Annotated in this window: 20 protein-coding genes; 6 read left to right on the plus strand and 14 right to left on the minus strand. The window is 65.0% G+C overall.

Annotated features, from left to right (window positions below; all coding sequences use genetic code 11):
* The first annotated feature begins 146 nt into the window (after positions 1–146).
* Positions 147–710 carry an ABC transporter substrate-binding protein gene (locus LDO14_RS16660; protein WP_223992628.1) on the plus strand — a complete coding sequence of 188 codons (564 nt, stop codon included), beginning with the start codon at positions 147–149 and terminating at the stop codon, positions 708–710.
* Positions 711–804: 94 nt separating this feature from the next.
* On the opposite strand, the gene LDO14_RS16665 is transcribed toward LDO14_RS16660, so the two are convergent.
* The 6 genes from LDO14_RS16665 to LDO14_RS16690 all read right to left on the minus strand — a co-directional run bounded on the left by LDO14_RS16665 (position 805) and on the right by LDO14_RS16690 (position 6,422).
* On the minus strand, positions 805–1,461 hold the full coding sequence (locus tag LDO14_RS16665; RefSeq protein WP_223992629.1) for a DUF1961 family protein: 657 nt from the start codon (positions 1,459–1,461) through the stop codon (positions 805–807).
* Positions 1,462–1,476: 15 nt separating this feature from the next.
* A complete protein-coding gene (locus LDO14_RS16670) occupies positions 1,477–2,172 on the minus strand; it encodes a rhamnogalacturonan acetylesterase (RefSeq protein WP_018768914.1) in 696 nt (231 codons plus the stop codon).
* A gap of 23 nt (positions 2,173–2,195) precedes the next feature.
* Entirely contained in the window at positions 2,196–3,068 is an 873-nt protein-coding gene (locus LDO14_RS16675; protein ID WP_018768915.1) for a carbohydrate ABC transporter permease, read from the minus strand.
* Positions 3,069–3,070: 2 nt separating this feature from the next.
* The gene (locus LDO14_RS16680) at positions 3,071–4,045 is read right to left on the minus strand and encodes an ABC transporter permease subunit (RefSeq protein WP_018768916.1); all 975 of its coding nucleotides are present in this window, start codon (positions 4,043–4,045) and stop codon (positions 3,071–3,073) included.
* Positions 4,046–5,575 carry an extracellular solute-binding protein gene (locus LDO14_RS16685; RefSeq protein WP_018768917.1) on the minus strand — a complete coding sequence of 510 codons (1,530 nt, stop codon included), beginning with the start codon at positions 5,573–5,575 and terminating at the stop codon, positions 4,046–4,048.
* 124 nt (positions 5,576–5,699) lie between these two features.
* Positions 5,700–6,422, minus strand: coding sequence for a DUF624 domain-containing protein (locus tag LDO14_RS16690; protein WP_223992630.1), 723 nt, complete (start codon positions 6,420–6,422; stop codon positions 5,700–5,702).
* Between the two features lie 192 nt (positions 6,423–6,614).
* Here LDO14_RS16690 and LDO14_RS16695 point away from each other — a divergent pair, with 192 nt between their 5' ends.
* Positions 6,615–7,823, plus strand: a complete 1,209-nt coding sequence (locus tag LDO14_RS16695) for a Gfo/Idh/MocA family oxidoreductase (RefSeq protein ID WP_134164119.1) — start codon at positions 6,615–6,617, stop codon at positions 7,821–7,823.
* Positions 7,820–11,092, plus strand: coding sequence for a family 78 glycoside hydrolase catalytic domain (locus LDO14_RS16700; RefSeq protein ID WP_223992631.1), 3,273 nt, complete (start codon positions 7,820–7,822; stop codon positions 11,090–11,092). The genes LDO14_RS16695 and LDO14_RS16700 overlap by 4 nt, the downstream gene beginning before the upstream one ends.
* Here the strand turns inward: LDO14_RS16700 and LDO14_RS16705 are convergent.
* Genes LDO14_RS16705 through LDO14_RS16725 form a run of 5 tightly spaced genes read right to left on the minus strand, consistent with a single transcriptional unit; the run spans position 11,079 to position 16,218 of the window.
* On the minus strand, positions 11,079–12,359 hold the full coding sequence (locus LDO14_RS16705) for an MFS transporter (protein WP_223992632.1): 1,281 nt from the start codon (positions 12,357–12,359) through the stop codon (positions 11,079–11,081). The two genes, LDO14_RS16700 and LDO14_RS16705, sit on opposite strands and share 14 nt — an antisense overlap.
* Before the next feature lie 2 nt (positions 12,360–12,361).
* Complete coding sequence (locus tag LDO14_RS16710; protein WP_223992634.1) at positions 12,362–12,997, minus strand: Poxvirus protein I5; 636 nt, start codon at positions 12,995–12,997, stop codon at positions 12,362–12,364.
* A gap of 18 nt (positions 12,998–13,015) precedes the next feature.
* A complete protein-coding gene (locus LDO14_RS16715) occupies positions 13,016–13,933 on the minus strand; it encodes a carbohydrate ABC transporter permease (RefSeq protein ID WP_056392638.1) in 918 nt (305 codons plus the stop codon).
* Entirely contained in the window at positions 13,930–14,883 is a 954-nt protein-coding gene (locus LDO14_RS16720) for a sugar ABC transporter permease (RefSeq protein ID WP_018768924.1), read from the minus strand. Before LDO14_RS16720 ends, LDO14_RS16715 begins: the two co-directional genes overlap by 4 nt.
* A gap of 45 nt (positions 14,884–14,928) precedes the next feature.
* Positions 14,929–16,218 carry an ABC transporter substrate-binding protein gene (locus LDO14_RS16725; RefSeq protein ID WP_018768925.1) on the minus strand — a complete coding sequence of 430 codons (1,290 nt, stop codon included), beginning with the start codon at positions 16,216–16,218 and terminating at the stop codon, positions 14,929–14,931.
* A gap of 198 nt (positions 16,219–16,416) precedes the next feature.
* On the opposite strand from LDO14_RS16725, the gene LDO14_RS16730 reads away from it, so the two are divergent.
* Positions 16,417–18,468, plus strand: a complete 2,052-nt coding sequence (locus LDO14_RS16730; RefSeq protein ID WP_018768926.1) for a beta-galactosidase — start codon at positions 16,417–16,419, stop codon at positions 18,466–18,468.
* Between the two features lie 123 nt (positions 18,469–18,591).
* Here LDO14_RS16730 and LDO14_RS16735 read toward each other — a convergent pair whose 3' ends face one another.
* The 3 genes from LDO14_RS16735 to LDO14_RS16745 form a co-directional block, all read right to left on the minus strand.
* Complete coding sequence (locus LDO14_RS16735) at positions 18,592–19,950, minus strand: extracellular solute-binding protein (protein ID WP_026265709.1); 1,359 nt, start codon at positions 19,948–19,950, stop codon at positions 18,592–18,594.
* Positions 19,951–20,204: 254 nt separating this feature from the next.
* Positions 20,205–21,149: a carbohydrate ABC transporter permease gene (locus LDO14_RS16740; RefSeq protein ID WP_018768928.1), complete on the minus strand. Its 945-nt coding sequence runs from the start codon at positions 21,147–21,149 to the stop codon at positions 20,205–20,207.
* Positions 21,139–22,083 carry a sugar ABC transporter permease gene (locus LDO14_RS16745; RefSeq protein WP_018761806.1) on the minus strand — a complete coding sequence of 315 codons (945 nt, stop codon included), beginning with the start codon at positions 22,081–22,083 and terminating at the stop codon, positions 21,139–21,141. The genes LDO14_RS16740 and LDO14_RS16745 overlap by 11 nt, the downstream gene beginning before the upstream one ends.
* Positions 22,084–22,454: 371 nt before the next feature.
* Here LDO14_RS16745 and LDO14_RS16750 point away from each other — a divergent pair, with 371 nt between their 5' ends.
* Positions 22,455–23,723, plus strand: coding sequence for a sugar ABC transporter substrate-binding protein (locus tag LDO14_RS16750; protein ID WP_018768929.1), 1,269 nt, complete (start codon positions 22,455–22,457; stop codon positions 23,721–23,723).
* A gap of 54 nt (positions 23,724–23,777) precedes the next feature.
* Positions 23,778–24,899, plus strand: coding sequence for an acetylxylan esterase (locus LDO14_RS16755; protein ID WP_018768930.1), 1,122 nt, complete (start codon positions 23,778–23,780; stop codon positions 24,897–24,899).
* Positions 24,900–24,918: the final 19 nt, after the last annotated feature.

The following is a 24,918-nucleotide window of genomic DNA, read 5'->3' on the forward strand; positions in this document are numbered from 1 at the left end:
GTCAAACGCCACGTGTCGCGGCCCGTCGGGGCTGCATTTGAAATGAACTGCATTTGAAATAAACAGTTCCGCCGGGGTTCTCCATGGGGGCGGAGCCTCGGAGGATTCATTGCGCCGCCACCCGGCGCTGAAAGGATTTACCGAAAATGCGAACCAAGGTCTCAGCTTCAATCACCGCTCTCGCCCTCTCCGGCGCCATGCTCTTTGGCATGGCAGGCCCGGCCACGGCAGCAGCACCCGCGGCTCCTTCTGCCGCCTCCCAGTCATCAAAGGTTGCCGGCGTTACGGGCACCATCAACCAGACCATCGAGGGCGTAGGCAGCTTTGCGGGCTCCTTCACTCCCACCGGCTTCGATGCCCAGGACGGCCAGCTCATGGTGACCGGCCTGGTGCAGGGCACCTTCACCGACCTCGCCGGCAAGGCCACCCAGGTGAGCCAGACGGTAACCACAACCGCCGCTGCTGCACCCACCACCATGGCCGGCGGCGGCGGTGGCGGCTGCGACGTGGTGAACCTTGTCCTCGGCCCGCTTCACCTCGATGTCCTGGGACTCAACGTCGACCTGAACCAGGTGGTATTGGACATCGTGGCGCAGTCCGGCGCAGGCAAGCTGGTGGGCAACCTCCTGTGCGCCATCACCGGACTCCTGGACGGCGGGACCGGCCTGAGCGGCCTGGCCAACCTGCTCAACCGGGTCCTGGGACTGTAGTCTGCCAGCACTCCAACAACCAGGTATTGCCAGGAGCGGGCGGCCCTTCGAGGCCGTCCGCTTTTGCGCTGTCCCCCCAAGTTTTGCGCTGTCCCTAAAGCCTCTCCACCACCAGGTTCCGGTAGGCAGCCCGGAGCGGAGCCATCTGCCGGAACCCGATCCGGCCGCCGCCAAGCACCCTTCCCGAGGGATCGTCCCACTCAAAGAGGAGCAGGCCGTTGATGGAGAATGCCACCCGGGGCCCGTCCTTCACCACCTCCAGCCGGTAGAAGCCGGCGGCATCCTCCGCGGGCGGCAACGGGTCCGCACCCTGCGCCACCAGCTCAAATCCCGCGCTCTTGCGCAGGTTGCAGGTACGGAAGGCACGCTCGGACGGGTGCTTGTGCCGGAAGTAGGAGACGTGCAGGGTGTTGATGTCGCCGGAGTGGTACTGGGGATAGAAGCCCGTCCGGGGCGCAAGGGCCGGGCTGAACAGGTCCAGCCCGGCCTGTCCTGTGGCTGCAAGGAACAGCATGGCCAAGCCGGGCTCCGCGAGCGGCCGGAAGTCCCAGCTGATGCGGATGCCGTCCGGGAAGTCCCGGGGGCACCAGACCGTCCAATGCGCGTGGTCGCCGAACTCCTGGTCGTCCAGTGCGCCGGACAGCTCCAGGGCTCCTTCATGGCTCCCCATCCGCAGCGGCCCTTCCGCCACCCAACCGGCCACGTCATCCGGTCCTGCCAGCGGGTTGCTGTAGAGGATGCCCGTCTCCAAGCCCGTCGTGCCCACCTAGCCGCGTCCCGCCGTCGTACTTAACTCTTTGGTGCCGGCCGCGCCGTATCCCAGCGAACCAAGCTGCCGGGCCACTTCCCCCGCCACCAACGCAGCCCCGGACTGGGAAAAATGGGTGTTGTCCGCCAGGCCGGCAGGCCAATGTGCGTGCTCCCCGGGCCCGAAGTGGCAAAAGAGCTCCCGGGATCTGTCCGGCCCCAGCCGGCGGTACAGGCGCCGGGTCCAGGCATTCAGGTCCACGACGGGGACCGCCAGCTCCAGGCCGAGTTCGCGGACCACCTCCGGATAGTCCTCCAGGCTTTCCGCCAGGACAGCGTCCGACGACGGCGCGTCCAGGAAGTGCCGCCGCTCCACGGAGGTGCACAGCACCGCAGCCGCGCCCCGGTCCCGGACCTCCCCCACCATGGCGCGCAGGTTGGCCGCGTAGCCGGTCCGGGCGGCCAGGTGCTGCTTCTTCTGGTCGTTGTGGCCGAACTGGATGAGCACCGCGTCGCCTTCACCGGCCTCCGCCAGCAGCGCCGCCCACAGCCCGTCATCGCGGAAGGACTCCGTGCTGGCCCCGCCCTTGGCGAAGTTGTGGACCGCTCCCCACCTGTACGTGAGCGGAGGCAGGTGTGCACCCCAGCCGCTCATGGGGAACTCATGGGTGGGACAGTTGGCCACGGTGGAATCTCCGGCCAGCAGGATCTTCATGGTGTCTTTCCTCAACGGGCGGATCAGCCTTTCACGGAACCGATGAGCATGCCCTTGGCGAAGTGCTTTTGCAGGAACGGATAGAAAATAAGGATGGGCAAAGTAGCCACGACGATCACGGCGAACTTGATGCCCTGTTCCGGCGGAATGTAGTTGGGGTCCACGTTGCCGGTTCCCAGCAGGTCCGAGGCGGCGGTGACCTGGCGGAGGTACATCTGGAGCGTCCACTTGGAGTTGTCGCTGAGGTAGAGCAGGGGCGACATGAAGTCATTCCAGATGCCCACGGCGTAGAACAGCGCGAACGTTGCCAGGACCGGTTTGGACAGCGGCAGCAGGATCCGCCAGAGAATCCCAATCTCGGTGGCGCCGTCCATCTTGGCTGATTCCTCAAGCTCCGCGGGGAGTTCCTGGAAGAAGTTCTTGATAATGATCAGGCTGAACGGGTTGATGGCCGCGGGCAGGATCAGGGCCCAGTAGGTGTTGAGCAGGCCCAGGTCCTTGACCAGCAGGAAGGTAGGGATCATGCCGCCGGAGAAGACCATTGCGAAAACCACCAGGGACAGGATGACGTTCCTGCCGCGGAGGGTTTTCTTGGCCAGCGGGTAGGCCATGGTCACGGTGAAGGCCAGCTGGACCAGGGTGCCCACCGCGGTGACCAGGATGGTGGTCACCAGAGCGCGGATGAACGCCGGGGTGGCAAAGATGTATTCGTAGGAGCCCAGGGTGAACTGCTCCGGCCACACGAAAAAGGCCCGGCGGGTGATCTCGGCTTCGTTGGCGAAGGACCCGGCGAAGACGTAGACGAACGGCAACAGCGTGATGATGCCGATCAGGGACAGGAAGACGTAGTTGACGGCATCGAAGACGCGGCCGCCGCGGGTGTTGTGGATTTTCATGGCTAGAACAGTCCGCTCTGGTTGAATCGCTTGGCCAGGGCGTTGGTGCCGAAGATCAGCAAAATGCCCACCAGGGATTTGAACAGGCCCACCGCGGTGGAGTAGCTGTAGGCACCCTGGGTGATGCCCACGAAGTAGACGTAGGTGTCAAAGACATCCGCCACTTCCCGGTTCAGGGCATTGGTCATCAGGTAGATCTGCTCGAAGCCCGTGTTGAGCATCTGCCCGATGGCCAGGATCAGCATCACGATGATCGTGGAACGGATCGCGGGAAGGGTGATGTGCCAGACCCGCCGAAACCGGCCGGCGCCGTCGATGATCGCCGCCTCATACTGGTCCTGGTCCACGGTGGACAGAGCCGCCAGGAAGATGATGGTCCCCCAGCCCGTGTTTTTCCAGATTTCCTGCAGCACGATCAGGGGCCGGAACCACGCGGGGTCGGACAGGAAATCAATGTGGGTGCCCAGGACGTTGTTCAGGAGCTGGAACAGCGGGCCAATATCCAACGCGAACAGCAGGAAGCTCAGCGATGCCACGATGGTCCAGGACAGGAAGTGCGGGATATACACCAGCGTCTGGACCGTACGCTTCAGGATGGACAGCCGGACCTCGTTGAGCAGCAGCGCCAGGATGATGGTCAGCGGAAAGGCCACGCCCAGGTTCAGGAAGGCCAGGATCAGGGTGTTGCCCAGCAGCCGGGGAAAGTCGGGGTTCGCGAAGAAGTCCTCGAAGTTCCGGAACCCCACCCAGGGGCTGCCGTTCACGCCAAGGAACGGGACGTAATCCTTGAACGCGATGGACACCCCGTACATGGGGGCGTAGCGGAACACCGCGAAGTACACCACACCGGGCAGGAGCAGCAGGTACAGCCACTTGTAGTGGGCGAAATGGACAGAGAACCTGCCCCCGGTCCGGGGAGCGGTGGCATTCCCGCGCGTCTGCTCCCCGGCGAGGGTGTCAATGACAGGGGCTGCCATTTACTTGTTGTCCTGCCACAGCTTGTTGATCTCTTCCTTGACCTTGTTGCCGCCGCTGGTGCCCCACAGCTTGATGGCGTCCTTGAGGCCCTGCTCATCGATCTGGCCGGCGAGGTACTTGATGCGCGCATCGGCCACAATGTTGTCCAGCTGCGCACCCTTGGCAACGTAGGTTTCTGAGACGTAGGGGGCGGCCGGGTTGTAGACGGCGCTCTTCAAGTCTTCCGCCATCACTTCGGTGCGCTTGTCGAACACCTGCTGCTCGTAGTCGGTGGGCTGCTTGACCGGGTAGAACTGGTTGCCCGCCACATTCATGCCAAGCTGCGCGTAGCTCTTGATATCGGTGGTCACAGCCTTGCCCTCAGCGGTCTCGGGCTTGATGGTGGCCGCTTTGCCGTCCTCCACCGTGAAGTTCACGCCTTCGATGCCGTTGTTCAGCAGGACGGCCACGTCCTTGCCGTTCATGGTGTTCAGGAACTGCAGGACCTTGCCCAGCTCGGCCTCGCTCTTGACACTGGCCTTGGGAATGGCCAGGAATCCTGAGTAGCCGTCGGTGGGGTGCGCGTGCAGTTCGCCGTCGGGTCCTTCGAGGTTGCCCACGAAGCCCACCTTGTTCTGGAAGTTGTTGGGGTCTGCCTGCTTGAACAGGTTGATCAGCACGCTCACCCGGGAATCGACGTCGACAATGATGCCGCCCTTTCCGTTGAAGAACGGTTCGTTCCACTTGGTGCTGTCAAAGGTGGCGAAGTCCGGGTTGATGAGTTTTTCGTCCACCATCTTCTTGATGAACCGGTCCGCCTCGAGGAATTCGTCCGTTTCGAAGCTGGGGATGAGTTTCCCGTCCCGCTCCGTCCAGCGGTTCCCCGCGCCGTACCACTCCTCAATCACGTCGTAGGGGCTGTTGGTGCCCAGCGCACCCCACTTAGGGATGGTGATGCCGTAGGTGTCGTTCTGGCCGTTGCCGTCCGGGTCCTGTTCGGTGAAGGCCTTGGCCACCTTGTACAGGTCCTCCACGGTCTTGGGCGGCTGGAGACCCAGCTTGTCCAGCCAGTCCTGCCGGAACATGACGGCCGTACGCATGGGGGCGCGGCCCCGGAATACCCCAAAGACCTTGCCGTTGACGCTGGCGTTCTTCTGGATGTCCGGAAGAGTTGTCTTGAGGTTGGGGTACTTGTCCAGCTTGTCCGTGAGGTCCCAGAAGGCGCCGGCCTGGGCGTTCTTCACAAAGCCGGGTGTCTTGCCCTGGATCACCATGACCTGCGGGATGTCGGATCCGGCCAGCGTGATGTTGGTCTTGTCCTCATAGGAGGCGTTGGGGGCCCAGTTGATCTTGACCTGTTTGCCGGTCAGTTCTTCCAGCTTCTTCTGGACCGCGCCGTCCGCTGCTGGCGGCTGCGCCTCCAGGAACGGGGCCATGATGGAGACCGAGGTGAGGTCCGCAGCGGGAGTGTTGCTCCCGCTGCAGGCCGTGAGACTCAGTGCCGTGGCGGTGACGACGGCGGCGGCCAGGGAAAGTTTCCTGCGGATCATATTCTTCCTTTTCCACTTCGTTGGGGTACTTGGGGGTTGTTCCGCCCCTTGTTGATACGTTTCAGTCACGTGTCCGGGCAGGTCTGGGCCACATCAATGCAAGCGGCCGGCTGCCCGGGGGAAGTCAGGCAGTCGAGGCCTGCTGGAGGGCTGGCGGGACGGCTGGTTCCGCCACAGCTGCTACGGCCGCGTCATTGGCGGTGAAGAAGCGGTCACACAACCAGCCGGTGAGGTAGAGCCAGACGCCGATACTGAAGAACGGGATCAGGCCCGGAAGGCTGCCGCTGGCATAAACCACCGCGGCCGAAACAAAGAGCAGGATCACCGTTCCCGCCAGGTGCCGCACCGCAAACCGGGAGGACACCAGCAGGTACTGCGCCATTGGGAGCTCATACCGCGCATACATGGGGAACACGTAGCAGGCGGCACCGGCCACGAAGATCGCCGCAACGAAAATGCCGGCCGCCATGAGCTGCGAAAAGAGGCCTGCGCCCCGGGAGAAGTAGTTCCAGTTCAGGACAAGCGCCGCTGCGATGGCCATGACCGGGAGTGAAAGCATGTTCGCCCTGGGGAAGCTCCGGAAGTATGCGGCGGTGAAGCCACGCAGCAGAGGAGCGGCGTCCCCAGCGGCCCGCTTGCGCACCGCAATCTGGGCGGCGGCAGTAGCCGGTCCAGCACCGAAGACCCCCAGACCCAGAACGGTGAAGGCGATCCACAGCAGATTGAGGCAGGCTATCCATACGAGCGTGTCAAAAAATGAGTAGGCGCGCGCACTCAAGGTTCCGGACAGCATGCCGCAATCCCCCTTCTCCATCGTTGCAGAGGCGAAGCGGAAAGTGGTCCGCATCACGCCAGTAATCGGTTCCTCGAAAATCTAGCCCTCCCTCCACACCCGGGTCAAGCGGAATTTTGAATCGTTACATAGCTGGACGGGGGACGCCTGCATACCGCACACTAAAAGGTGGAAAGCGCTTGCTGGACTGCTGCGCACCTCGATGCTGGTACCCGCAGGCCGGTGCCCGGGCAGAACGGAGAACCATTGGGAACAGCAACGGAAGCCGCCGGCGGCGGCGCCGGGACAGTCGCCGCACCTGCTGCGGCAAGGATTGCCCTGGTGGGGGTGCACGGCTTTGGCACCCATCACCTTCGGAACCTCGAACGCCTCCAGGCGGCCGGGAGCGTTGAACTGGTGGCCGTGGCGGACCCGCAGCCGCCGGCACCCGGCGCCGTCCCGCCGTCGGCCGCTGTTTACCAGGGGCTCGATGACCTCCTCGAGGCGACCCGGGACCTGGACCTGATCATTGTGGCTACGCCCATCCAGACCCATGCCCCGCTGGCCCTGGCCGCCCTCTCAACGGACGCTGAGCTGTACCTGGAGAAGCCTCCCGTGGCCTCCCTCGTGGACTTCAACCGGCTGTGTTCGGCGGCATCGCAACCGCGCCGGGAGGTACAAATCGGCTTTCAAAGCCTCGGCTCGCACGCCCTGAAAGCCATCGAAGAACTGGTTGCCGCCGGAACCATCGGAACCCTGGAAGGCATCTCCGCCACCGGCCGCTGGGTGCGGGACAAGGCCTACTTCAAGCGCTCCCGCTGGGCGGGAAAACGGAGCATCAATGGGGTGGACGTGGTGGATGGTGTTGCCACCAATCCACTTGCGCACGCCGTGGCAACCGCGCTGCGGATTGCCGGGGCGCGCACCACCGCGGACCTCGCTTCCGTGGAGACCGACCTGTACCGTGCCAACGACATCGAGTCGGATGACACGTCCGTGATCCGGATCCGCACCGCTACGGGCCTGCCGATCACCTGCGCCCTGACCATCTGCGCGTCGGAATCCGTGGAGCCCTATGTCACCCTTCAGGGCTCGGCCGGCAGTGCGGTGTTCCACTACACCGAGGACCGGCTCACCATCGAGACGGCGTCCGGGCGCACGGAGGAGACCTACGGCCGCGACGACCTGACGGAGAACCTCCTGGCCCACCGGGCCCACGGCGTTCCGCTGATCAGCAGCCTGCTGGACAGCGGGGCGTTCATGCTGGTGCTTGAGGCCGTCAGGACAGCACCGCGTCCCGTTCCCATCGATCCAGCGCATGTCCGGTGGGAAGGCGAAGGCGATGCAGCCCATGCCGTGGTGGTTGGCATCGAGGACGCCCTGGAGCGCGCGGGCCGGCAGCATGCCACGTTCAGTGAGCTTGGCCTCCCCTGGGCTGCCGCCAAACCAACTTCCTTCGAAATCCCGGCCTCATGAGGGGCGTGGAGGAAGCCCCAGACCGCGAGGCCGCAGCGATTTCGGAAGACGCAGGGCAGCTCCACGCCATCAACCTCCTGACGGACGGGCTTGCCTCGTGCCTGACCGCCGCACTGTCACCTCAGTTCAGCTGGCAGCTGGGGCAGGACGACGACGGCGACCCCGCCCTTGCGCGGCAGACCGGCTACGAGCTTGAGGTCCAGGATGCCCCGGGCGCCGTGCTGTGGAACTCGGGGCAGGTGCCGGCCTCCTCCCAGCGTGGCGTTCCGTACGGCGGTTCCCGCCTTGACGAGGACAGCGACTACGCCTGGCGCGTGCGCATCCGGGACGCCACCGGTGTCCCCGGTCCCTGGTCCGCCCTCCAGCCCTTCAGCACCGGCCTCACGGACAGTTCGTGGCGGGCCGGCTGGATGGGACGGGCCCCGGGTGGACGGGCCCCGCTGGAAGTGCTCGACCACGCACTCCGGGTGGCAGGTTCCCCCTTCCTCCCTGTTCCCTGCCCTGCGCTGCCCAGCTTCCGGATTGACGCCCGAGTACGCCCCGTGATGGGCCGGGCCGGCCTGCTCCTGCGCAGCAGCGGCCCCGGCACCGGCCTGCTGCTGGAACTGGGCGCCACGGGGGAAGTGGTGCTCCGCCACGCCCCTGCATGGGAGATCCCCTCCCCCGCGGCTCCGGAGACGGAATTAATAGCCAGCGCCCAGGCCACCAACGCGGCGTCCGGCGCCTGGCGGAACCTTGCGGTCAGCGATGATGGCCGGATCATCCGCGTCGCCGTGGACGGCGCCGAACTGCTGGCGGTTGACGTCCCTGTTGACGAAGGCGGCGCAGCCATGCTTGCGCTGCACCAGGGCCCGCGGAGCCAGGCCGAGTACGCCTCCCTGCGCGTCGCCGGGACTGCCGGCGGACGCGAAAACCTGCTGCTGGACCACCGTTTCGACACGGACGCTGACCAGGCCCTGGCATGCCTGGCGCACTGGCCCCGAACCACCCTTCACCGCCAGCCGGATGAGTGGACCCTGTTCCGGACCACCTTCACACTCGGCGGGACCGTGCGGCGTGCCCGGCTCTACGCCGCAGCCCACCATCACGCCCAGTTCTCCGTGGCAGAAACGCACTGCCTCAGCACCACCTCGTTCGGCTACCCCGGCGAGGGCTATTACGACGCCGCCGACCTTACGGAGCTCCTCGCCGGACACCCCACGGACACGCCCGTGCCGGTGACGGCCCTGCTTCACTGGTACGGCCCGGGCCAAGGCCGCGCCGCCGGCATCCCCGGCCTCCTGGTCCGGCTCACCGTGGACTACGACGACGGGCGCCGGGAAATCCTTGCCTCGGGCCCTGGCTGGTCCGCCGGCGAGGCGCCGTACCGCCAGGCCGGCTACCGCAACGACGAGGGCGATCCCGTCGAGCACCTCGACGGACAGGCAGCCGCGTCCCTTGACGCGGCTTTTGACCTGCCGGCCGCCATCCCCATTGCCGGCCACCCGTCGTCGGACTTTCCCCGGCTGCACCCCCGCAGGACCTTCCTTGCCGGCTGGTTCGTGGCGCCACGGCAGTTCCTGACGGCCGACGACGGCACAATGGTTGCCGACTTTGGCCAGGTCATCGCCGCGCGGCCGGAGGTGGACTTCCTGGACGGGGTGCCCGGGCGCACCGTGATGCTCCGGGCCGGCTACGTCCTGCGCCCCGATGGCAGGGTGGACGCCGGGAAGACCGCCAGCCAGAACACCGACATGTCCTTCCCCTACACCCAGGCTTCCGGGCCCCAGCAGTACCGGGCCTCAGTGCATCTGGGCTTCCGTTACCTGGAGCTTCCCGGCGTGGATGCCGCGGAAGTCTCACGCGTTGGCGCCGCTACCGTCCATGCCAGCCACCCCGCCGAGGGCAGCTTCAGCAGTTCGGACCCAACCCTGGACGCGGTGTTCGGCCTGCTCCGCGATTCTGCGCTGCATGGCATCCAGGAACAGTTCGTGGACACTCCCACCCGGGAAAAAGGCCAGTTCCTGGCCGACGCCGCGAACATTTCCTATGCCACCATGGCGCTGTTCGGCGAACACGCCTATACGGCGCAGGCGCTCCGGGAGTTCGCCTGGTCAGCCTGCCGCTATTGGCATGACGGGGAGGAGAAGGGGCGCTACAACGCTGTCTATCCCAACGGCGACGGGAAGCGCGACATCCCCGATTTTTCACTGATGCTGCCGGAATGGGCGGAGGAGTACCACCTGCGCACGGGTGACCTTGCCCTGGTCCGGGAGTTGCTGCCGCACCTGCGCGACACGGCCGACTATGCGCTCCGGTACATTCCGGCGGAGGGCCCGACGGCGGGACTGGTCACCAGGCTGGGCGGCGGCTCCGGACCCTACCTGCACGGCATCGTCGACTGGCCGGCGCCCGGCCGGTTCGGCTACGACATGGACTGCGCGGCCAAAACCACCGTCAACGCCCAGGCCTACTCGGCCCTGGTGTCCACCGCCCGGCTCTGCGGCGCGGCCGGCGAACAGGACGCGGCGGCCCACTATGCCGGCATGGCCCGCACCCTGGCCGGCGCGATCCGCAGCCGGCTGCGCGTTGGCGGGGTGATGGTGGACGGGCTCCACGAGGACGGGACACCCAGTTCCCACGCTTCCCAGCACGCCACGTCCTTCCCGCTGTCGCTCGGCATCACTGACCCCGCCTATGCTGCTGCGGATGCCGCCCGGATTGCCGGAATGGGAATGCGGCAGGGACCCATGACGGTCCACCGGCTGGTCCGCGCGCTGGTGGACCAGGGCATGACGGACGCCGTGCTGGACCTGCTCACCGGCAAGGGGCAGCCCGGCTGGGCACGGCTCCTGGACCGCGGGGCCACCTTCACGTGGGAGGCGTGGGACCTGGTTGACGGCAGCGACTACAGCCAGTCGCATGCCTGGTCCGCGTCCGTGCTCAAGGAGATCCTTGAGCACCTGCTCGGCATCCGGTACGCCGTGGCCGGCGGCACCGAAGTAGTGGTCGAACCACCGCTCTGCCGGCTGGAGCATGCCCGCGGCAGCGTCCCTACCGGCAACGGATACGTTCAGGCCGGCTGGCACCGGCGCGGCGGCCTGGTGGAACTGGAATGCACCATTCCACCCGGAACCACGGCAATCGTCCGGCTGCCCGACGGCGCCTACGGGGTGAAGGGGCCCTCCGCGGATGCCGTCGTCGTACCTTCCGTCCCGTTGCGCGCAGCGGCCGGCGCCGCCAGGGAATTCCGCGTGCACACCGGCACCTGGACGTTTACGGCCCGGTAGTTGCCACGGGAGGACGGGTGCGCCGCCCGTGCCGCCAGAGCAGGAAGCCGATGACCACGGCGGACAGCATGCCCAGGCAGCCGGTGACCACCAGCCCGGCCCGGACACCGAACTGCTCGGTCAGCCAGCCGGCCAGGAGGCCGCCGCAGGCATGGCCGCCCAGCAGGAGCGGCAAATACAGGGCCATCACCCGGCCGCGGATAGCGGGACCGGCTTCGAGCTGGACGGCCGTGGCGGCGGAGGTCAGGAACAGCAGCGTCATCACACCCACCACCAGCAGCATCGCCACGAACAGCACCAGGGTGGGCATGAGCGCGGCCACCAGCTGGGACAACCCGAAGAGGGCCGCCGCGGCCACGATGCCCTTTCGGCCCATGTTGCCCAGCCGTGCCGCCAGGAGTGCGCCTGCCAGTGCGCCCAAGGCGCTGACCGTGTTGAACAAGCCAAAGCCTTCCACCCCGTTGTGCCACACCCGCTCGGCAAAGGCGGCAAGGACCACCGGCCCGTTCATGCCAAAGGCGCCCAGCAGCCCGGCCAACACAATAAGGAGCAGCAGGCGCGGCCTCTCCCGGACATACCGGAAGCCGGCAAGGACCTGGCCCCGGCCCCTTTCGGCCGGTGCGCCGGGGTGCAGTTCGTGCAACCGGATGCCGGCAATCAGGCCGAGCACCACAACCCCGATCAACGCATTCAAAGCGAACGCGGCCGCCGGTCCTGCCTGCGCAATCACGATGCCGCCCAGCGCAGGCCCGGCCATGGCGCCCAGTTGGGACAGGGCGTTGTTGAGTCCGATCGCCGGGCGCAGGGCGGCATCGCCCACCACTTCATTGACGAAGACCTGGCGGGTGGGCTGGTCCACTGCGGCGGTGACGCCCAGGGCGATACAGCTGCCGTAGACCACCCAGACGGTCAGGGTGCCGCTTGCCGCCCATGCCGCCAGCCCAAGGCCCAGGAGCACGATGACGGACTGGCACACCATCATGATCCGGCGCTTGGGGAAGAGGTCCACCACCAGTCCGGCCAGCGGGCCCACCACCAGCATGGGCAGGAACTGCAGGGCGACGGCGGCCCCCACCGCCGCGGGGCTTCCGGTCAGCTGCAGCACCAGCCAGTCCTGCGCCAGCCGCTGCATCCACACGCCAAGGCTCCCGGCCAGCTGCATGGCCAGGAACAGACGGTAATTGTGTTGGCTGAGGGGGTGGTACCAGCGGGCACGGGTGGTACCGGGACTGGCGGCGGGTCCGGAACGGGTTCGTCGGGAAGGCACAGCTACCGGAGGGTGCGGTGGGAACGGAGTTTGACTGCGGCCGCGGCGAGGATCAGGGTGCCGGGGACTACCACGAAGAGCGCCGCAAGCATCCAGACGAACACCACGGCGCAGAACAGCGCGGCCGCGAGGAGCAGCGAACCGGTCCAGTCGCGCAGGGAGATGTCCTTGCCGGTACGGAGGGCCTGGTGCCACATGTTGTTGCCGGTGGCGCCGGTGGGCTGGCCGTCGGACCAGGCGGAGGCGGTGCGGAGCAGCACGATGGCTGCGCCGGTGGCGAGGAACAGTGTGGCGGGCAGGACGATTTCGCGGCCGGGAAGCTGCCCCACCCAGGCCAGCAGGAGGTTGAGGACAATCACGACGGCGGCAGCCGCCGTCGTGAGGCCCAGCTTCCAGCTGCCCGGCAGGGCCTCCTTGAAGAGGCTCCAGAGTCCGCGGACCGAATCATCCCGGCCCGCCAGGTGGCGTTCCAGGTGGGCGATGCCGGCGGCGTAGGCGGCGGGGATGGTGACCAGCGGGATGGACAGCACCAGCACCAGCAGTCCTGCCAGGAGGGTTTCGGAGAACAGGGCAAACCTGTTCACCGGGATGGGCTCGTGCTGGTGGGCTGCCGGTGTGGCGCTGTCCATGATGCTCATTTTTCTCTCCGTTGACCGTTAGCCCTTGAGGCCCTGGGTGGAAACGCCTTCGACGATGTACCGCTGGAAGATCAGGAAGAAGATCAGCACGGGGAGCAGGGCCAGGACGGACATGGCAATCATGGCGCCGTAGTCCGAAGACTGGGTTTGGTCCACGAAGAGGCGCAGGGCCAGGGGCAGCGGGTATTTGTCGGGGGTGTTCAAGTAGAGCAGCGGGCCCAGGAAGTCGTTCCAGCTCCAGATGAAGGAGAAGATCGAGGTGGAGATCAGGGCCGGTTTCATCAGGGGCAGCATGATGGAGGTGAAGATCCGGACGTGCCCTGCGCCGTCGATGCGGGCTGCTTCGTCGAGTTCGGCGGGAAGGTTTCGCATGAACTGGACCATGAGGAACACGAAGAACGCGTCTCCGGCGAGGAACTTGCCGATGAGCAGGGGAACGTAGGTGTCCACCAGTCCGAGCTGCTGGAAGATGATGTACTGCGGGATGATCACCACGTGGAACGGCAGCAGCAAGGTGGCGATCATCATGCCGAAGAACACGCTGCGGCCGGGGAACTTGATCCGGGCGAAGGCGTAGGCGGACACGCTCGCTGAGAGGATGGTGCCCACAACGGCGCCGACGGCCAGGATCAGCGAGTTGGTGAAGAACTGCAGGGTGGAGACCCCGCCGATGCCGTCCATCGCGGTGGCGAAGTTGTCAAGGCTGAAGTTGTTGGACCACAGCGAGGTGTTCTGGCCGCCGATTTCCGAGTTGGGTTTGAACGCGGAGGCGATCATCCACAGGGCCGGGTAGAGCACCACGCAGGTCAGCACGAGCGCTGCGGCGTGGAAGATGGTGCTCTTGGCGCGTTTTGCGCTGCTGGATTCGGATTTCGGGTTGTAGGCCGGGGCGGTGGCGCCCGGGGCCGGCTGGACGGGGGTTGCCGTGGTTGTCATTTTGCATCACCGCTGTAGTGGACCCAGGACTTGGACGTGCGGAAGAAGATCAGGGTGATGATGCCTACCACGATCACCAGCAACCATGCCATGGCTGAGGCGTAGCCCATCCGGAAGTCGCTGAAGCCCCGCAGGTACAGGTAGAGGGTGTAGAAGAGGGTGGATCCGGCGGGGCCGCCTTCACCGTTGGAAATGATGTACGCCGACGCGAAGATCTGGAACGCGTGGATGGTTTCCATCAGGAGGTTGAAGAAGATCACCGGGGAGAGCATGGGCCAGGTGATGTTGAAGAACTTCCGCACCGGACCGGCACCGTCCATCGATGCTGCTTCGTAGAGTTCGCCCGGGATCTGCTTCAGGCCGGCCAGGAAGATCACCATCGGGGCGCCGAACTGCCACACGGTCAGCAGGATCATCATGGGCATGGTCATGGACGGATTCCCCACCCAGCCGCCGATGTTGATCCCGAAGAAGGACAGGCCCTGGTCAACGGGTCCGGAATCGCCGAACATGGCCTTCCAGACGATCGCGATGGACACCGAGGCCCCAATCAGGGACGGGGCGTAGAAAGCCGACCGGTAGAAGCCCTGGCCGCGGCGCTTGCTGTTCAGCAGCATCGCCACCGCCAAGGCCGCGGCGAGCTTGAGCGGGGTGCCGAAGACCACGTAGGACAGGGTCACGCCCACGGACTGCAGGAACCGCTCGTCCTGGAAGAGGGTGGCGTAGTTGTCGAAGCCGATCCACTTGGGCGGCTCGAACAGGTTGTAGTTGGTGAACGACAGGTACAGCGAGGAGATCATCGGCCCGACCGTCAGGGCGATGAAACCCAGCAGCCAGGGCAGCAGGAAGGTGTAACCGGCGCGGGCATCCGCCCCGCGCTGCCGCGACTTGCGCGGCAGCGCGGTACCGGAGTGCCCCTGGCGCCTGCTCAGGGTTGGGCTTTGAGTCACGAGTTCAATCCGTCAGTCGTGAACACTCGATCGGCACTGGCCGGATCAGGCATTCTGCTTGATGAGGTCTTCGGCTTCCTTGAACCACGCGTCGACGGCACCGTCAACGGTGAGCTTGCCGTAGTTGAGGTCGGAGGCGATCCGGCCGAACGACGCTTCGAGCGTGCCGAAACCGACGATGGGCGGCTCGGGTGCGTCCTTGAGGTACTGCTCGATGGACTTCTCGTAATCAACCACCAGCTTGTCGGCGCCATCGAACGTGGTGCCGTCGCGCTGGGTCTTGGAGGCCGGAACGCCGCGGGAGGTCTTGAAGATCTGGCCCACCTCGGGGTCGTTGACCATGAAATCGATGAAGCGTGCGGCAGCGTCCTTGAACTTGGTCTTGGCGCTGGCCACCATCAGCATGGACGGCTTCAGGAACAGGCCCAGGTTGTTCGGGTCGTCCGAGGGTACCGGTACCAGCTTGAGTTGCTTGGCACCGCTGTCGGCCAGGTATCCGGCCATGAAGTTGTCCCAGGTAACCTCGGCGGCACTGACGTTGGAGCCGAACGGCGACTTGGGCTTGAGCTGGGTTACCCGGTCTTCCGGCACGAGGGCCTGGGTGCCGCGCAGCTTCGAGTTGAGGTTCCACCAGGTCTTCAGGTCGTCCTTGCTGAATCCCAGCTTCCCGTCGCTGGTGAAAGCCTGGATGTTCTTCTGCCGGAGCCAAATGTTGAACTGCCACCACACGCCGGTGAAGTCCGTGGAGCCGTACAGGGTGCCGTTGCCTTTGTCCCCAACTTCCTTCAGGAATACCTGGAATTCGGACCAGGTCCACTTACCGGTGGGTTCGGCGATGCCCAGGGAGGCCAGCTTGGCGGGATCGTAGTAGACCGCGAAGGCGTTGGTGCTGGTGGGGATGCCGTAGGTCTTGCCCTTGATCTGGCCGGACGGCAGGAGTGACTTCTCGAACGCGGAGGTATCGATCTTCACTGTGCCCAGGTCCAGGAGCTGGTTGCGCTGGCCGTAATCGCGCAGGTAGGACAGGTCCCACTGCATCACGTCAGGCAGGCCGCCGCCTGCCGCTTCGGTGGCGCGCTTCTGCCAGTAGCCGGCAAAGTCCGTGAAGTTGCCGTTGACCTTGATGTCCGGGTTCTTCGACTCGAACAGGGCGATGGCTTTGCGGGTCCGCTCGGCGCGGTCGTCGTTGCCCCACCAGGTGTAGTTGATGGTCACGGGTTTTTCAGCGGATCCGGTCTGGCCGGACGAGCTGCCTCCGTTCCCACAGGCTGCCAGGGCTGCGGCAGATGCCGTGCCGATGGCCACGGTTGTGAGGAAATGCCTTCTGTTGATCACGGGAGCCTCCTTGCTCTACGGGTGCCTGGCCTGGCTCGGTCTACAACGTAAGTAGTGAGCTGGCTAACATGGCGTCTGAAACGATACAATAGCTGCATTCGGATCAATGGGCAAGCGTTTTCCAGGCCCTCAGGCAAGCGTTTTCCAAGAAAGCGTTTCCTTACTGTAAGGCAGCACCTCAGTCGACAAAGGAGTCCCATGACACAGCAGGAAAGCACCCGCCCGTCCAAAGTTTGGAGCAACGTCGGGGGCATCGCATTCGGGGGCGACTACAACCCCGAGCAATGGCCCGCGGGTGTCCGGCTGGAGGATCTGGAACTCATGCAGGAAGCGGGCGTGAATTTCCTCAGCGTCGGCATCTTCTCCTGGGCCCTGCTGGAACCCGCGGAAGGGCACTACGAGTTCGGCTGGCTGGACGAAGTCATGGACAACCTCGCCGGGGTCGGCGTTAAAGTGGCCCTGGCCACCGCCACCGCCGCGCCTCCCGCCTGGCTGGTCCGCAAACACCCGGAAATCCTGCCGGTAACGGCTGACGGGACCGTGCTGGGACCAGGCTCACGGCGGCACTACACGCCGTCGTCGGCCGTGTACCGCCGCTACGCCGCCGGGATCACGCGCGCACTCGCCGAACGGTACAAGAATCACCCCGCGCTGGCGCTGTGGCACGTTGACAACGAACTGGGCTGCCACGTCTCGGAGTTCTACGGGGAAGAGGACGCAGCCGCCTTCCGCGCCTGGCTCGAACGCCGGTACGGGAGCATCGATGCCTTGAACGCCTCCTGGGGCACGGCATTCTGGTCCCAGAACTACAGCTCCTTCGACGAAATCCTGCCGCCCGCCGTCGCCCCGTCCACCCTGAACCCGGGCCAGCAACTGGACTTCCAGCGGTTCAACTCGTGGGCGCTGATGGACTACTACCGGGAGCTGGTGGCCGTCCTTCGCGAGGTGACCCCGGACATCCCCTGCACCACCAACCTGATGGCCTCAAGTGCCACCAAATCCATGGACTACTTCAGCTGGGCCAAAGACCTGGACGTCATCGCCAACGACCACTACCTTGTGGCCGCGGACCCGGAACGCCACCTGGAACTCGCGTTCAGCGCGGACCTCACCCGTGGTATCTCGGGGGGCGACCCGTGGATCCTGATGGAGCATTCGACGTCGGCCGTTAACTGGCAGCCGCGCAACCAGCCCAAGATGCCCGGCGAGATGCTGCGCAATTCACTGTCGCACGTGGCACGCGGGGCCGACGCCGTGATGTTCTTCCAGTGGCGGCAGAGCTATGTGGGCTCCGAGAAATTCCATTCAGCGATGGTCCCGCACGGCGGACGGGACACGCGGGTGTGGCGTGAGGTGGTGGAGCTCGGCGCGGCACTGAAACGCCTCGAACCCGTGCGCGGTTCGCGGGTCCAGTCGCGTACCGCCATTGTGTTCGACTACGAGGCCTGGTGGGCCACTGAGATCGACTCCAAGCCGAGCATCGATGTGAAGTACCTGGACCTGCTGCGGGCGTTCCACCGGTCGTTGGTCCTGCGCGGAGTCTCCGTGGACCTGGTGCATCCGTCAACGTCACTGCAAGGCTACGACCTGGTGCTGGTGTGCACGCTGTACGCCGCGTCCGATGAGTCCGCTGACAATGTCGCCGCTGCGGCCGACTCCGGCGCAACGGTGCTGGTCAGCTACTTCAGCGGGATCGTGGACATGCAGGACCATGTGCGGCTGGGCGGCTATCCGGGCGCCTTCCGTGAGCTCCTGGGCGTAAGGGTGGAGGAGTTCCATCCGCTGCTGGCCGGGGCGCAGCTGAAGCTGGGCGACGGCACTGTGTCATCCGTCTGGAGCGAACACCTGCACCTTGCCGGCGCCGAGGCCATCCAGACCTTCACCGAATACCCGCTGGAGGGCGTCCCTTCCCTCACCCGCCGGCCCGTGGGTTCCGGGGCTGCCTGGTACTTGGCCACGTTCCCCGATGCCGACGGGATTGAGGCCCTGGTTGACAAACTGCTGGCCGAATCAGGCGTATCCCCCGTTGCCACTGCCGATCCCGGAGTGGAAGTGGTGCGACGCCGGTCCGCCGACGGGCGCAGCTTCCTCTTCGCGATCAACCACACGCGGGCGGATGCCGCCGTCACAGCCGCCGGTGTGGACCTGCTGACCGGTGAGCAGTTTCCGGGTACAGTTCCTGCCGGCGGCGTCGCAGTGGTGGCTGAAAGCCAGGCGCAGCAAGCCGGCAGCCGTACAACTGCGCTTTAAACAACTCCGCCCCGGAAAGGAACCATCGGTTCCCGCCGGGGCGGAGCTGCCACCCGCCGTCGGACATCTGGGTGGGGAGGCACCCACCCATGTTGTCCGGAGCCGTGTTGGCGGTGTGGAGTCCTACTTGCTGATGGCCGACTTCATCTCGTCGGTGGCCTTCTTGCCGGCATCATCCGGGGACAAGCGCTCGAAGAGGACCTCAGAGGTGTAACGCTTGATGATCTCCTGGATGGCACCGGCTCCCTTCGGCGGCGGCGCCGGCGCCTCGCCGAGCTCGTCTTTGATCTGGTCGATGAACTTGACCACCTTGACATCGGCCGGGGTGAGTTTCGGCTGGATCGCGGCCCGCACGTCGGAGTTGGGGTAGACACCCCGGTCAGCGAGGAGGGCCTCGCCGGCTTTGACATTGTTGGTCAGGAAGTTGATGAACTTGGCCGTTTCCTGCGGGTGCTTGGTGCGCGAGGAAGCTGACCAGAACTGCGACGCTTTGTACCAGAGGCCTGCATCAGCGGCAGAGCCGGTCTTGGTGGGGAACCGCAGGATCTTCAGGTCCCCGCCGCTTGCCTTTTCCAGGGCCGGCGCCTGGTTGGACCACCAGAAGGCCATTCCGTTCTTGCCTGTTGCCAATCCGCTCTGGTCAAGCGGGGCAGCCTCGGCTTCCACTACCTCGGACGCGGATGGGACTGCTTTCTTCTGGCTCAGCTGCTTCAGGAATGCCCACCACTCGGCGATATCGCTCGGCTCGAAGCCCAGCTTTCCATCGGAGGTATACAGGGATTTGCCGTTCTGCCGAAGCCAGACACCCAGGGACGCCTCGTCAGTTCCATAGGCTGCAGCGCCGTAGGTCCCCTTGGGCGACTTGGCGGTGATCTCAGCGGCAATGCGGCCAAAGTCGTCCCAGGTCCACTTGCTATCGTCCGGGAGCGGAACCCCGGCAGCCTGGAAGACGGCAGGATTGGCCAGGATGGTGGCCGCGTTAATGCCGGCGGCAATCCCCGTCAGCCCCTTCTCGCCCTTGCCTGCGTTGAGTGCTGCCTCGTCCAGCTTGGACGTGTCGATGTCGTACTTGGACAGGTCAAGAAGGGCGCCGCGGCTGGAGTACTCCGTGATGTACTTCTCGTCCATCTGAATGATGTCCGGGGCATCGTTGGCTGCCACCTGCGTGGCCAACTTGTCCCAGTAGCCGCTCCAGTCCCCAAACTCCGGCTTGATCTTGATCTTGGGATTTTCGGCTTCGAATTGCTTGATGGCTTCCTGCGTCAGTTGGGCGCGTTTGTCGCCGCCCCACCAGGAGAAGCGAAGCTCAACGGTTCCGTCAGCGTTCTGGGGAGTGGCTCCCCCGCCGCAGGCGCTGAGGGCAAGGACGGCGGCGACGGCAGCGGCGACCGCACCTGCTGTACGGGTTCGGCGCAATGGGCGTGAAGGTGGTACCCCTGCCGGCTGCTTGGCAGCGGATGCAGGACGGGGAAATAGCGGCACTGTTTGACTCCGATCTTCTTTGATCCAGGTGCGGTGATGTTGGGGCTGGCCGGTGGCATAGCCGTCGAGGTTTCGAAGGCCGGCCACAGTCCGCGAAAGCGCTTTCTGTACCTAATGCTACAAGTTCATTACTTGTATTACAAGATGCGGACGAACTGCGCCCGTCCTGTGACGCACGAACGGCCCGTCGCTGGCGACGGGCCGTTCGAACAGATAGTGCAGGGTGGTAGCGCGGCGACGGGCGAGGCCTGCCGTTATTTGATTCCGGTGGTGGCGATGCCCTTGATGAGGAACCGCTGGCCGAAGAGGAAGACCAGGAAAACCGGCAGCAGGGACACGATGGACATGGCAAACAGGGAGCCCCAGCTCGTGGCCGACTGCGAATCCACGAAGGCCCGCAGGGCCACCGGAACCGTGAACATGTCCGGGTCCGTGAGGTAGATCAGGGCGCCGAAGAAGTCGTTCCAGGTCCAGATGAAGGTGAAAATGGTGGTGGTGGCCAGGGCCGGCACCATCAGCGGCAGAATCACGCGAAGGAAGATGCGCGGGTGGCCGGCTCCATCGATTCTGGCGGCCTCGTCAAGCTCCTTGGGGATGCCGCGGATGAACTGCACCATGAGGAAGACGAAGAACGCATCCGTGGCGAGCAGTTTGGGGACGATCAACGGCCAGAAGGTGTTCACCCAGCCGATCTGCGAAAACAGGATGTACTGCGGAACGATCACCACGTGGAACGGGAGCATGATGGTCAGCAGCATGATGCCGAAGAACAGCTTCTTGGCGGTGAACTGCAGGCGGGCGAACGCGTAGGCAGCCATCGAGCATGAGACCAGGTTGCCCAGGATCGATCCAATCACCACGATCGCGGAGTTGATCATGTAGTGGCCGAACGGATGGGTCAGGGCCGACCATCCGGACGTGTAGTTGCTCATTTCCAGGCTGTTCAGCCACAGGCCCGGTTCACGGAAGATCATCTCGTTCGGGCGCAGCGAGGACACCACCATCCACAGCAGCGGGTAGATCATCAGCGTGCCGGCGAGGATCAGAATGCCGTGCTTCATCAGCGATTTGCTGCGCTGGGCACGGCTGAAGGCCAGGGTTCCCCGGGACTCGCGGACCCTGGGCTTGCGGTTCGTAGGCTTGCCGGCGCCCCCGGACTTCTTCTCCGGGGTGGGCAGCGTCTCAAGCTTAGTCGTCATAGAAAACCCAATACTTAGAAGCGATGAAGTTGATGGCAGTGAAAACGCCGATGATAAGCAGCAGCACCCACGCCATGGCTGAGGCGTAGCCCATGTCGAACTGGCCGAAGCCCTTTTGGTAGAGGTACAGGGTGAAGAACATCGTCGAGTCGGAAGGTCCGCCGTTGCCGCCGGAGACGATGAACGCCTGGGTGAAGGACTGGAACGAACCGATGATCTGCAGCACCAGGTTGAAGAAGATAATCGGGCTCAGCATCGGCATGGTGATCCGCCAGAACTGCTGCAGCGTGGTGGCACCATCCACCCTGGCCGCCTCATAGTACATATTTGGGATCTGTCGCAGCCCCGCGAGGAAGATGATCATGGGAGCGCCAAAGGTCCAGACGTGCAGCAGGATGATGGATCCCAGGGCGGTGCTGGGATCCGAGATCCAGCCGGGACCCTGGATCCCGAACATGGCCAGCACCTGGTTGACCAAGCCCGTGGTACCGAAAATCTGCTTCCACAGGATGGCGACGGCCACCGAACCGCCCAGCAACGACGGAAGGTAGAACACCGAGCGGTAGAACGGAAGGCCGCGGAGCCCCTTATCCAGGACGAGCGCGATCAGCAGTGCAACAGCCAGCTGCAGTGGAACACCCACCAGGACGTACGTGAACGTAACCCGCAACGAGTTGTGCAGCCGGGCATCGCTGAGCATCCTGGTGAAGTTGTCCAGCCCCGTCCATTCAGGCGGCTGCAGCAGGTTGTAGTCCGTAAAGGACAGGTAGAGGGACATCAACATGGGGCCGATGGTGATGGCCACCAGGCCCACCAGCCACGGGAGCAGGAAGATGTAGGCGGCCTTGTTGTCCCGCCTGTTGGCCTTCTTCTCCTCAGCGGTGGCTTTGCCCTTCCGCCGGCTCAGCGAAGACAGTTCGCTGATGGCGCTCACGGTTGCTGCTCCGTCACGGACAGCAGGCACGCTGCCGCCGGCAACTGGGCCGGACGGCGCGTCCTGGGAATATGTTTTGCGGCCATGTGGTCTCCTTCGGTCATCGTGGCCTCCACGTTTCGGTCATCGCCAGGCGATGGGGGATCGGGACTCCCTTTGCGGGCCCGCTGCATGCCCGCCAGGGCTGGAGCGGTTCCGCCCGCCGGGAGCGTCGTTTTAGAAAGCGGCTCCGTACCAAAGTAAACGGTTTCTTGACTCCTGTACAGCCCTTTGTTAGTTTTTGAGAAAACGTTTTCTGTTACATGTGGCAGGGGGACGTGACTACCAAATATGAGGGGACAACAATGAGGTTTGGTCTCAGGAAATCGGTAATGGGAATCACCGGCGCCGCCGCCGCACTGGCTATGGTTCTTACCGGCTGCGGCAACAGCCCGCAGGCCGGGAAAGTAGGGACTGCGGAGGATCCCGTCACGATCCGGTTCGCATGGTGGGGCAACGACTCCAGGGCAAAGACCACCATGGAGGTCATCAAAGCCTTCGAAGCCGCCAACCCCACCATCAAGGTCCAGGGCGAGAACACCGAATTCAGTTCCTACTGGGACAAGATGGCCACCCAGATCGCCGGCGGAACCACCCCGGACGTGATCGCCATGAGCGGCGCCTACCCCAGCGAATACTCCAGCCGCGGCGTCCTCCTGGACCTCGACAAGGTCAAGGACCAGATCGACACCTCGAAGTTCGCCGACGGGACCGTTGACTTGGGCAAGATCAACGGAAAGCAGTACACCATTACGGCGGGCGTCAACTCCATGTCCATGGTCCTGGACCCCAAGGTCTTCGAGGCCGCCGGGGTGCCGCTGCCGGACGACGAAACCTGGACCTGGGACGACTACGCGCGGATCGCCGCGGAAATCACCAAAAAGTCGCCCGCCGGCACCTTCGGCACGACCCCCATGGCCAACGACTCCTTCCTTGCCGTCTGGGCGCGCCAGAATGGCCAGGAGCTCTACACGGACGACGGCAAGAAAATGGGCATCAGCGAGGACACGCTCGCCAAGTGGTTTGAGCTCAACAAGAAGCTGATGGAAACCGGAGGCGCCCCCTCCGCGTCCCAGACCGTTGAGGACGGTTCCGCGCAGCCGGAACTGACGCTGATGGGACAGGGGAAACAAGGCATGAAGATTTCCTGGAGCAACCAGATGACGTCCTACTCGGGTGCACCCCTGGTCATGGCCAAGCTGCCGGGTGAGAGCAAACAGCCTGGCGCCTGGCTGCGGTCCTCGATGGAATACGCCATCTCGTCCAAGTCCGCGCAGCCCAAGGAAGCGGCCCTTTTCATCAACTACCTGGTCAACAACATGGATGCAGCGTCCAAGATCAAGAGCGACCGGGGCATGCCTGCCAACACCGAGCTGAAGGCGGGCATCACTCCCCTGCTCAAGGAAACACAGCAGAAGGAGGCAGCGTACCTGGACCGCATCGCCGCCCTGAAGGTCGAGGCCCCCAAGCCGTTCCCGGCAGGATCATCCGCAACCCTGGAAGTTTTGAACCGTTACAACACGGATGTACTCTTCGGGAAGATCTCCCCAAGGGACGCAGCCAAGGGCATGATCTCCGAGGTTAATCAGAACCTCGCGTGAACCGGACCGACCGCGCTGTAATAGCAGAATCACCGCCGAAAGGAGGCAGGCTGGATGACCCCGACAGCACGCCCCAGTGCCATTGCCGGCTATGAAGACTGGCCTGCCTACGTCCGGAACCATCCACGGCATCAGGCCTCCGCCCCTCCTGCGCAGGAGTTCTCGGACGCCTTGGGTGTTCCCGGCGCATGCGCACCTTCCGGACCAACCGTGCACTGGGAGGAAACGCACGACGGCGCCACCACCTCCCAGCTCAGCTGGCAGTTGGGCTTCGGCCCACGGACCACGGGCTGGCTGGTCCGGCCGGCCGGAAGCTCCGGGCCCCTGCCGGGGGTCCTGGCGCTGCACTGCCACGGCGGCAACAAGTTCGGCGGCGCCGACCGGCTGGTGGAACTGCCGGACAACCATCCGTCGGCGGCGGCAGCCCGCGCCGGCCACTACGACGGCCACGCCCTGGCCACCGACACCGCTCGCCGCGGCTTCGCTGTGCTGGCCCATGACTCTTTCGCCTGGGGCAGCCGCAAATTCGACCTTTCTGCTCCCCCCTGGCGCACTTCCGCCGCACTGGACGCGCGGCGGGCACAATGGCGGGAGGACGGCGTCGTACCTTCCGACGCGGACGATTACAACGCTGCTGCGGGCTTTCACGAGGACACGGTGGCCAAGGCCGCAGGGCTGCTCGGCAGCAGCCTGGCAGGCATGGTGGCACACGACGACCTCGCCGCGCTGGACATCCTGGCGTCCCTGCCGGACGTCGACCAGGACAGGCTGGGCTGCATCGGATTCTCCGGCGGCGGCGGCCGTTCCCTGGCCCTGGCAGTCCTTAGTCCGCGTATCCGGGCCGCCGTGGTGTCCTGCATGATGACCACCTTCGAGTCCCTGCTCCCGGCCTACCTGGACGCCCATTCGTGGCTGCTGCAGACTCCCGGGCTGTGGAAGCTGGGCGACTGGCCCGAACTCACCGCCCGCGCAGGAGCCGCCCGGTTCCTGGTGCAGTACGCCCTGGCCGACGATCTCTTTCCGGAAGACGGAATGCGCCAGGCGCACCGGATACTGGAATCCCTGTACGGGGGCACCGACAGGTACACGGGCAGCTTTTGGCCCGGCGGGCACGTCTTCACCGCGCCCATGCAGGACGAAGCCCTTGAGTTCCTGGCCAAGACGCTGGCCTTCTGACCCTCTTCCACAACCTCCC

It is taken from the genome of Arthrobacter sp. NicSoilB11 (assembly GCF_019977375.1).
Taxonomy (GTDB): domain Bacteria; phylum Actinomycetota; class Actinomycetes; order Actinomycetales; family Micrococcaceae; genus Arthrobacter.

Excerpts from the sequence above, each read along its gene's own strand:
- LDO14_RS16660 (WP_223992628.1), top strand. The coding sequence starts at position 147 with ATGCGAACCAAGGTCTCAGCTTCAATCACCGCTCTCGCCCTCTCCGGC.
- LDO14_RS16670 (WP_018768914.1), bottom strand. The coding sequence starts at position 2,172 with ATGAAGATCCTGCTGGCCGGAGATTCCACCGTGGCCAACTGTCCCACC.
- LDO14_RS16675 (WP_018768915.1), bottom strand. The coding sequence starts at position 3,068 with ATGAAAATCCACAACACCCGCGGCGGCCGCGTCTTCGATGCCGTCAAC.
- LDO14_RS16680 (WP_018768916.1), bottom strand. The coding sequence starts at position 4,045 with ATGGCAGCCCCTGTCATTGACACCCTCGCCGGGGAGCAGACGCGCGGG.
- LDO14_RS16685 (WP_018768917.1), bottom strand. The coding sequence starts at position 5,575 with ATGATCCGCAGGAAACTTTCCCTGGCCGCCGCCGTCGTCACCGCCACG.
- LDO14_RS16690 (WP_223992630.1), bottom strand. The coding sequence starts at position 6,422 with ATGCGGACCACTTTCCGCTTCGCCTCTGCAACGATGGAGAAGGGGGAT.
- LDO14_RS16700 (WP_223992631.1), top strand. The coding sequence starts at position 7,820 with ATGAGGGGCGTGGAGGAAGCCCCAGACCGCGAGGCCGCAGCGATTTCG.
- LDO14_RS16710 (WP_223992634.1), bottom strand. The coding sequence starts at position 12,997 with ATGAGCATCATGGACAGCGCCACACCGGCAGCCCACCAGCACGAGCCC.
- LDO14_RS16715 (WP_056392638.1), bottom strand. The coding sequence starts at position 13,933 with ATGACAACCACGGCAACCCCCGTCCAGCCGGCCCCGGGCGCCACCGCC.
- LDO14_RS16730 (WP_018768926.1), top strand. The coding sequence starts at position 16,417 with ATGACACAGCAGGAAAGCACCCGCCCGTCCAAAGTTTGGAGCAACGTC.
- LDO14_RS16740 (WP_018768928.1), bottom strand. The coding sequence starts at position 21,149 with ATGACGACTAAGCTTGAGACGCTGCCCACCCCGGAGAAGAAGTCCGGG.
- LDO14_RS16750 (WP_018768929.1), top strand. The coding sequence starts at position 22,455 with ATGGGAATCACCGGCGCCGCCGCCGCACTGGCTATGGTTCTTACCGGC.
- LDO14_RS16755 (WP_018768930.1), top strand. The coding sequence starts at position 23,778 with ATGACCCCGACAGCACGCCCCAGTGCCATTGCCGGCTATGAAGACTGG.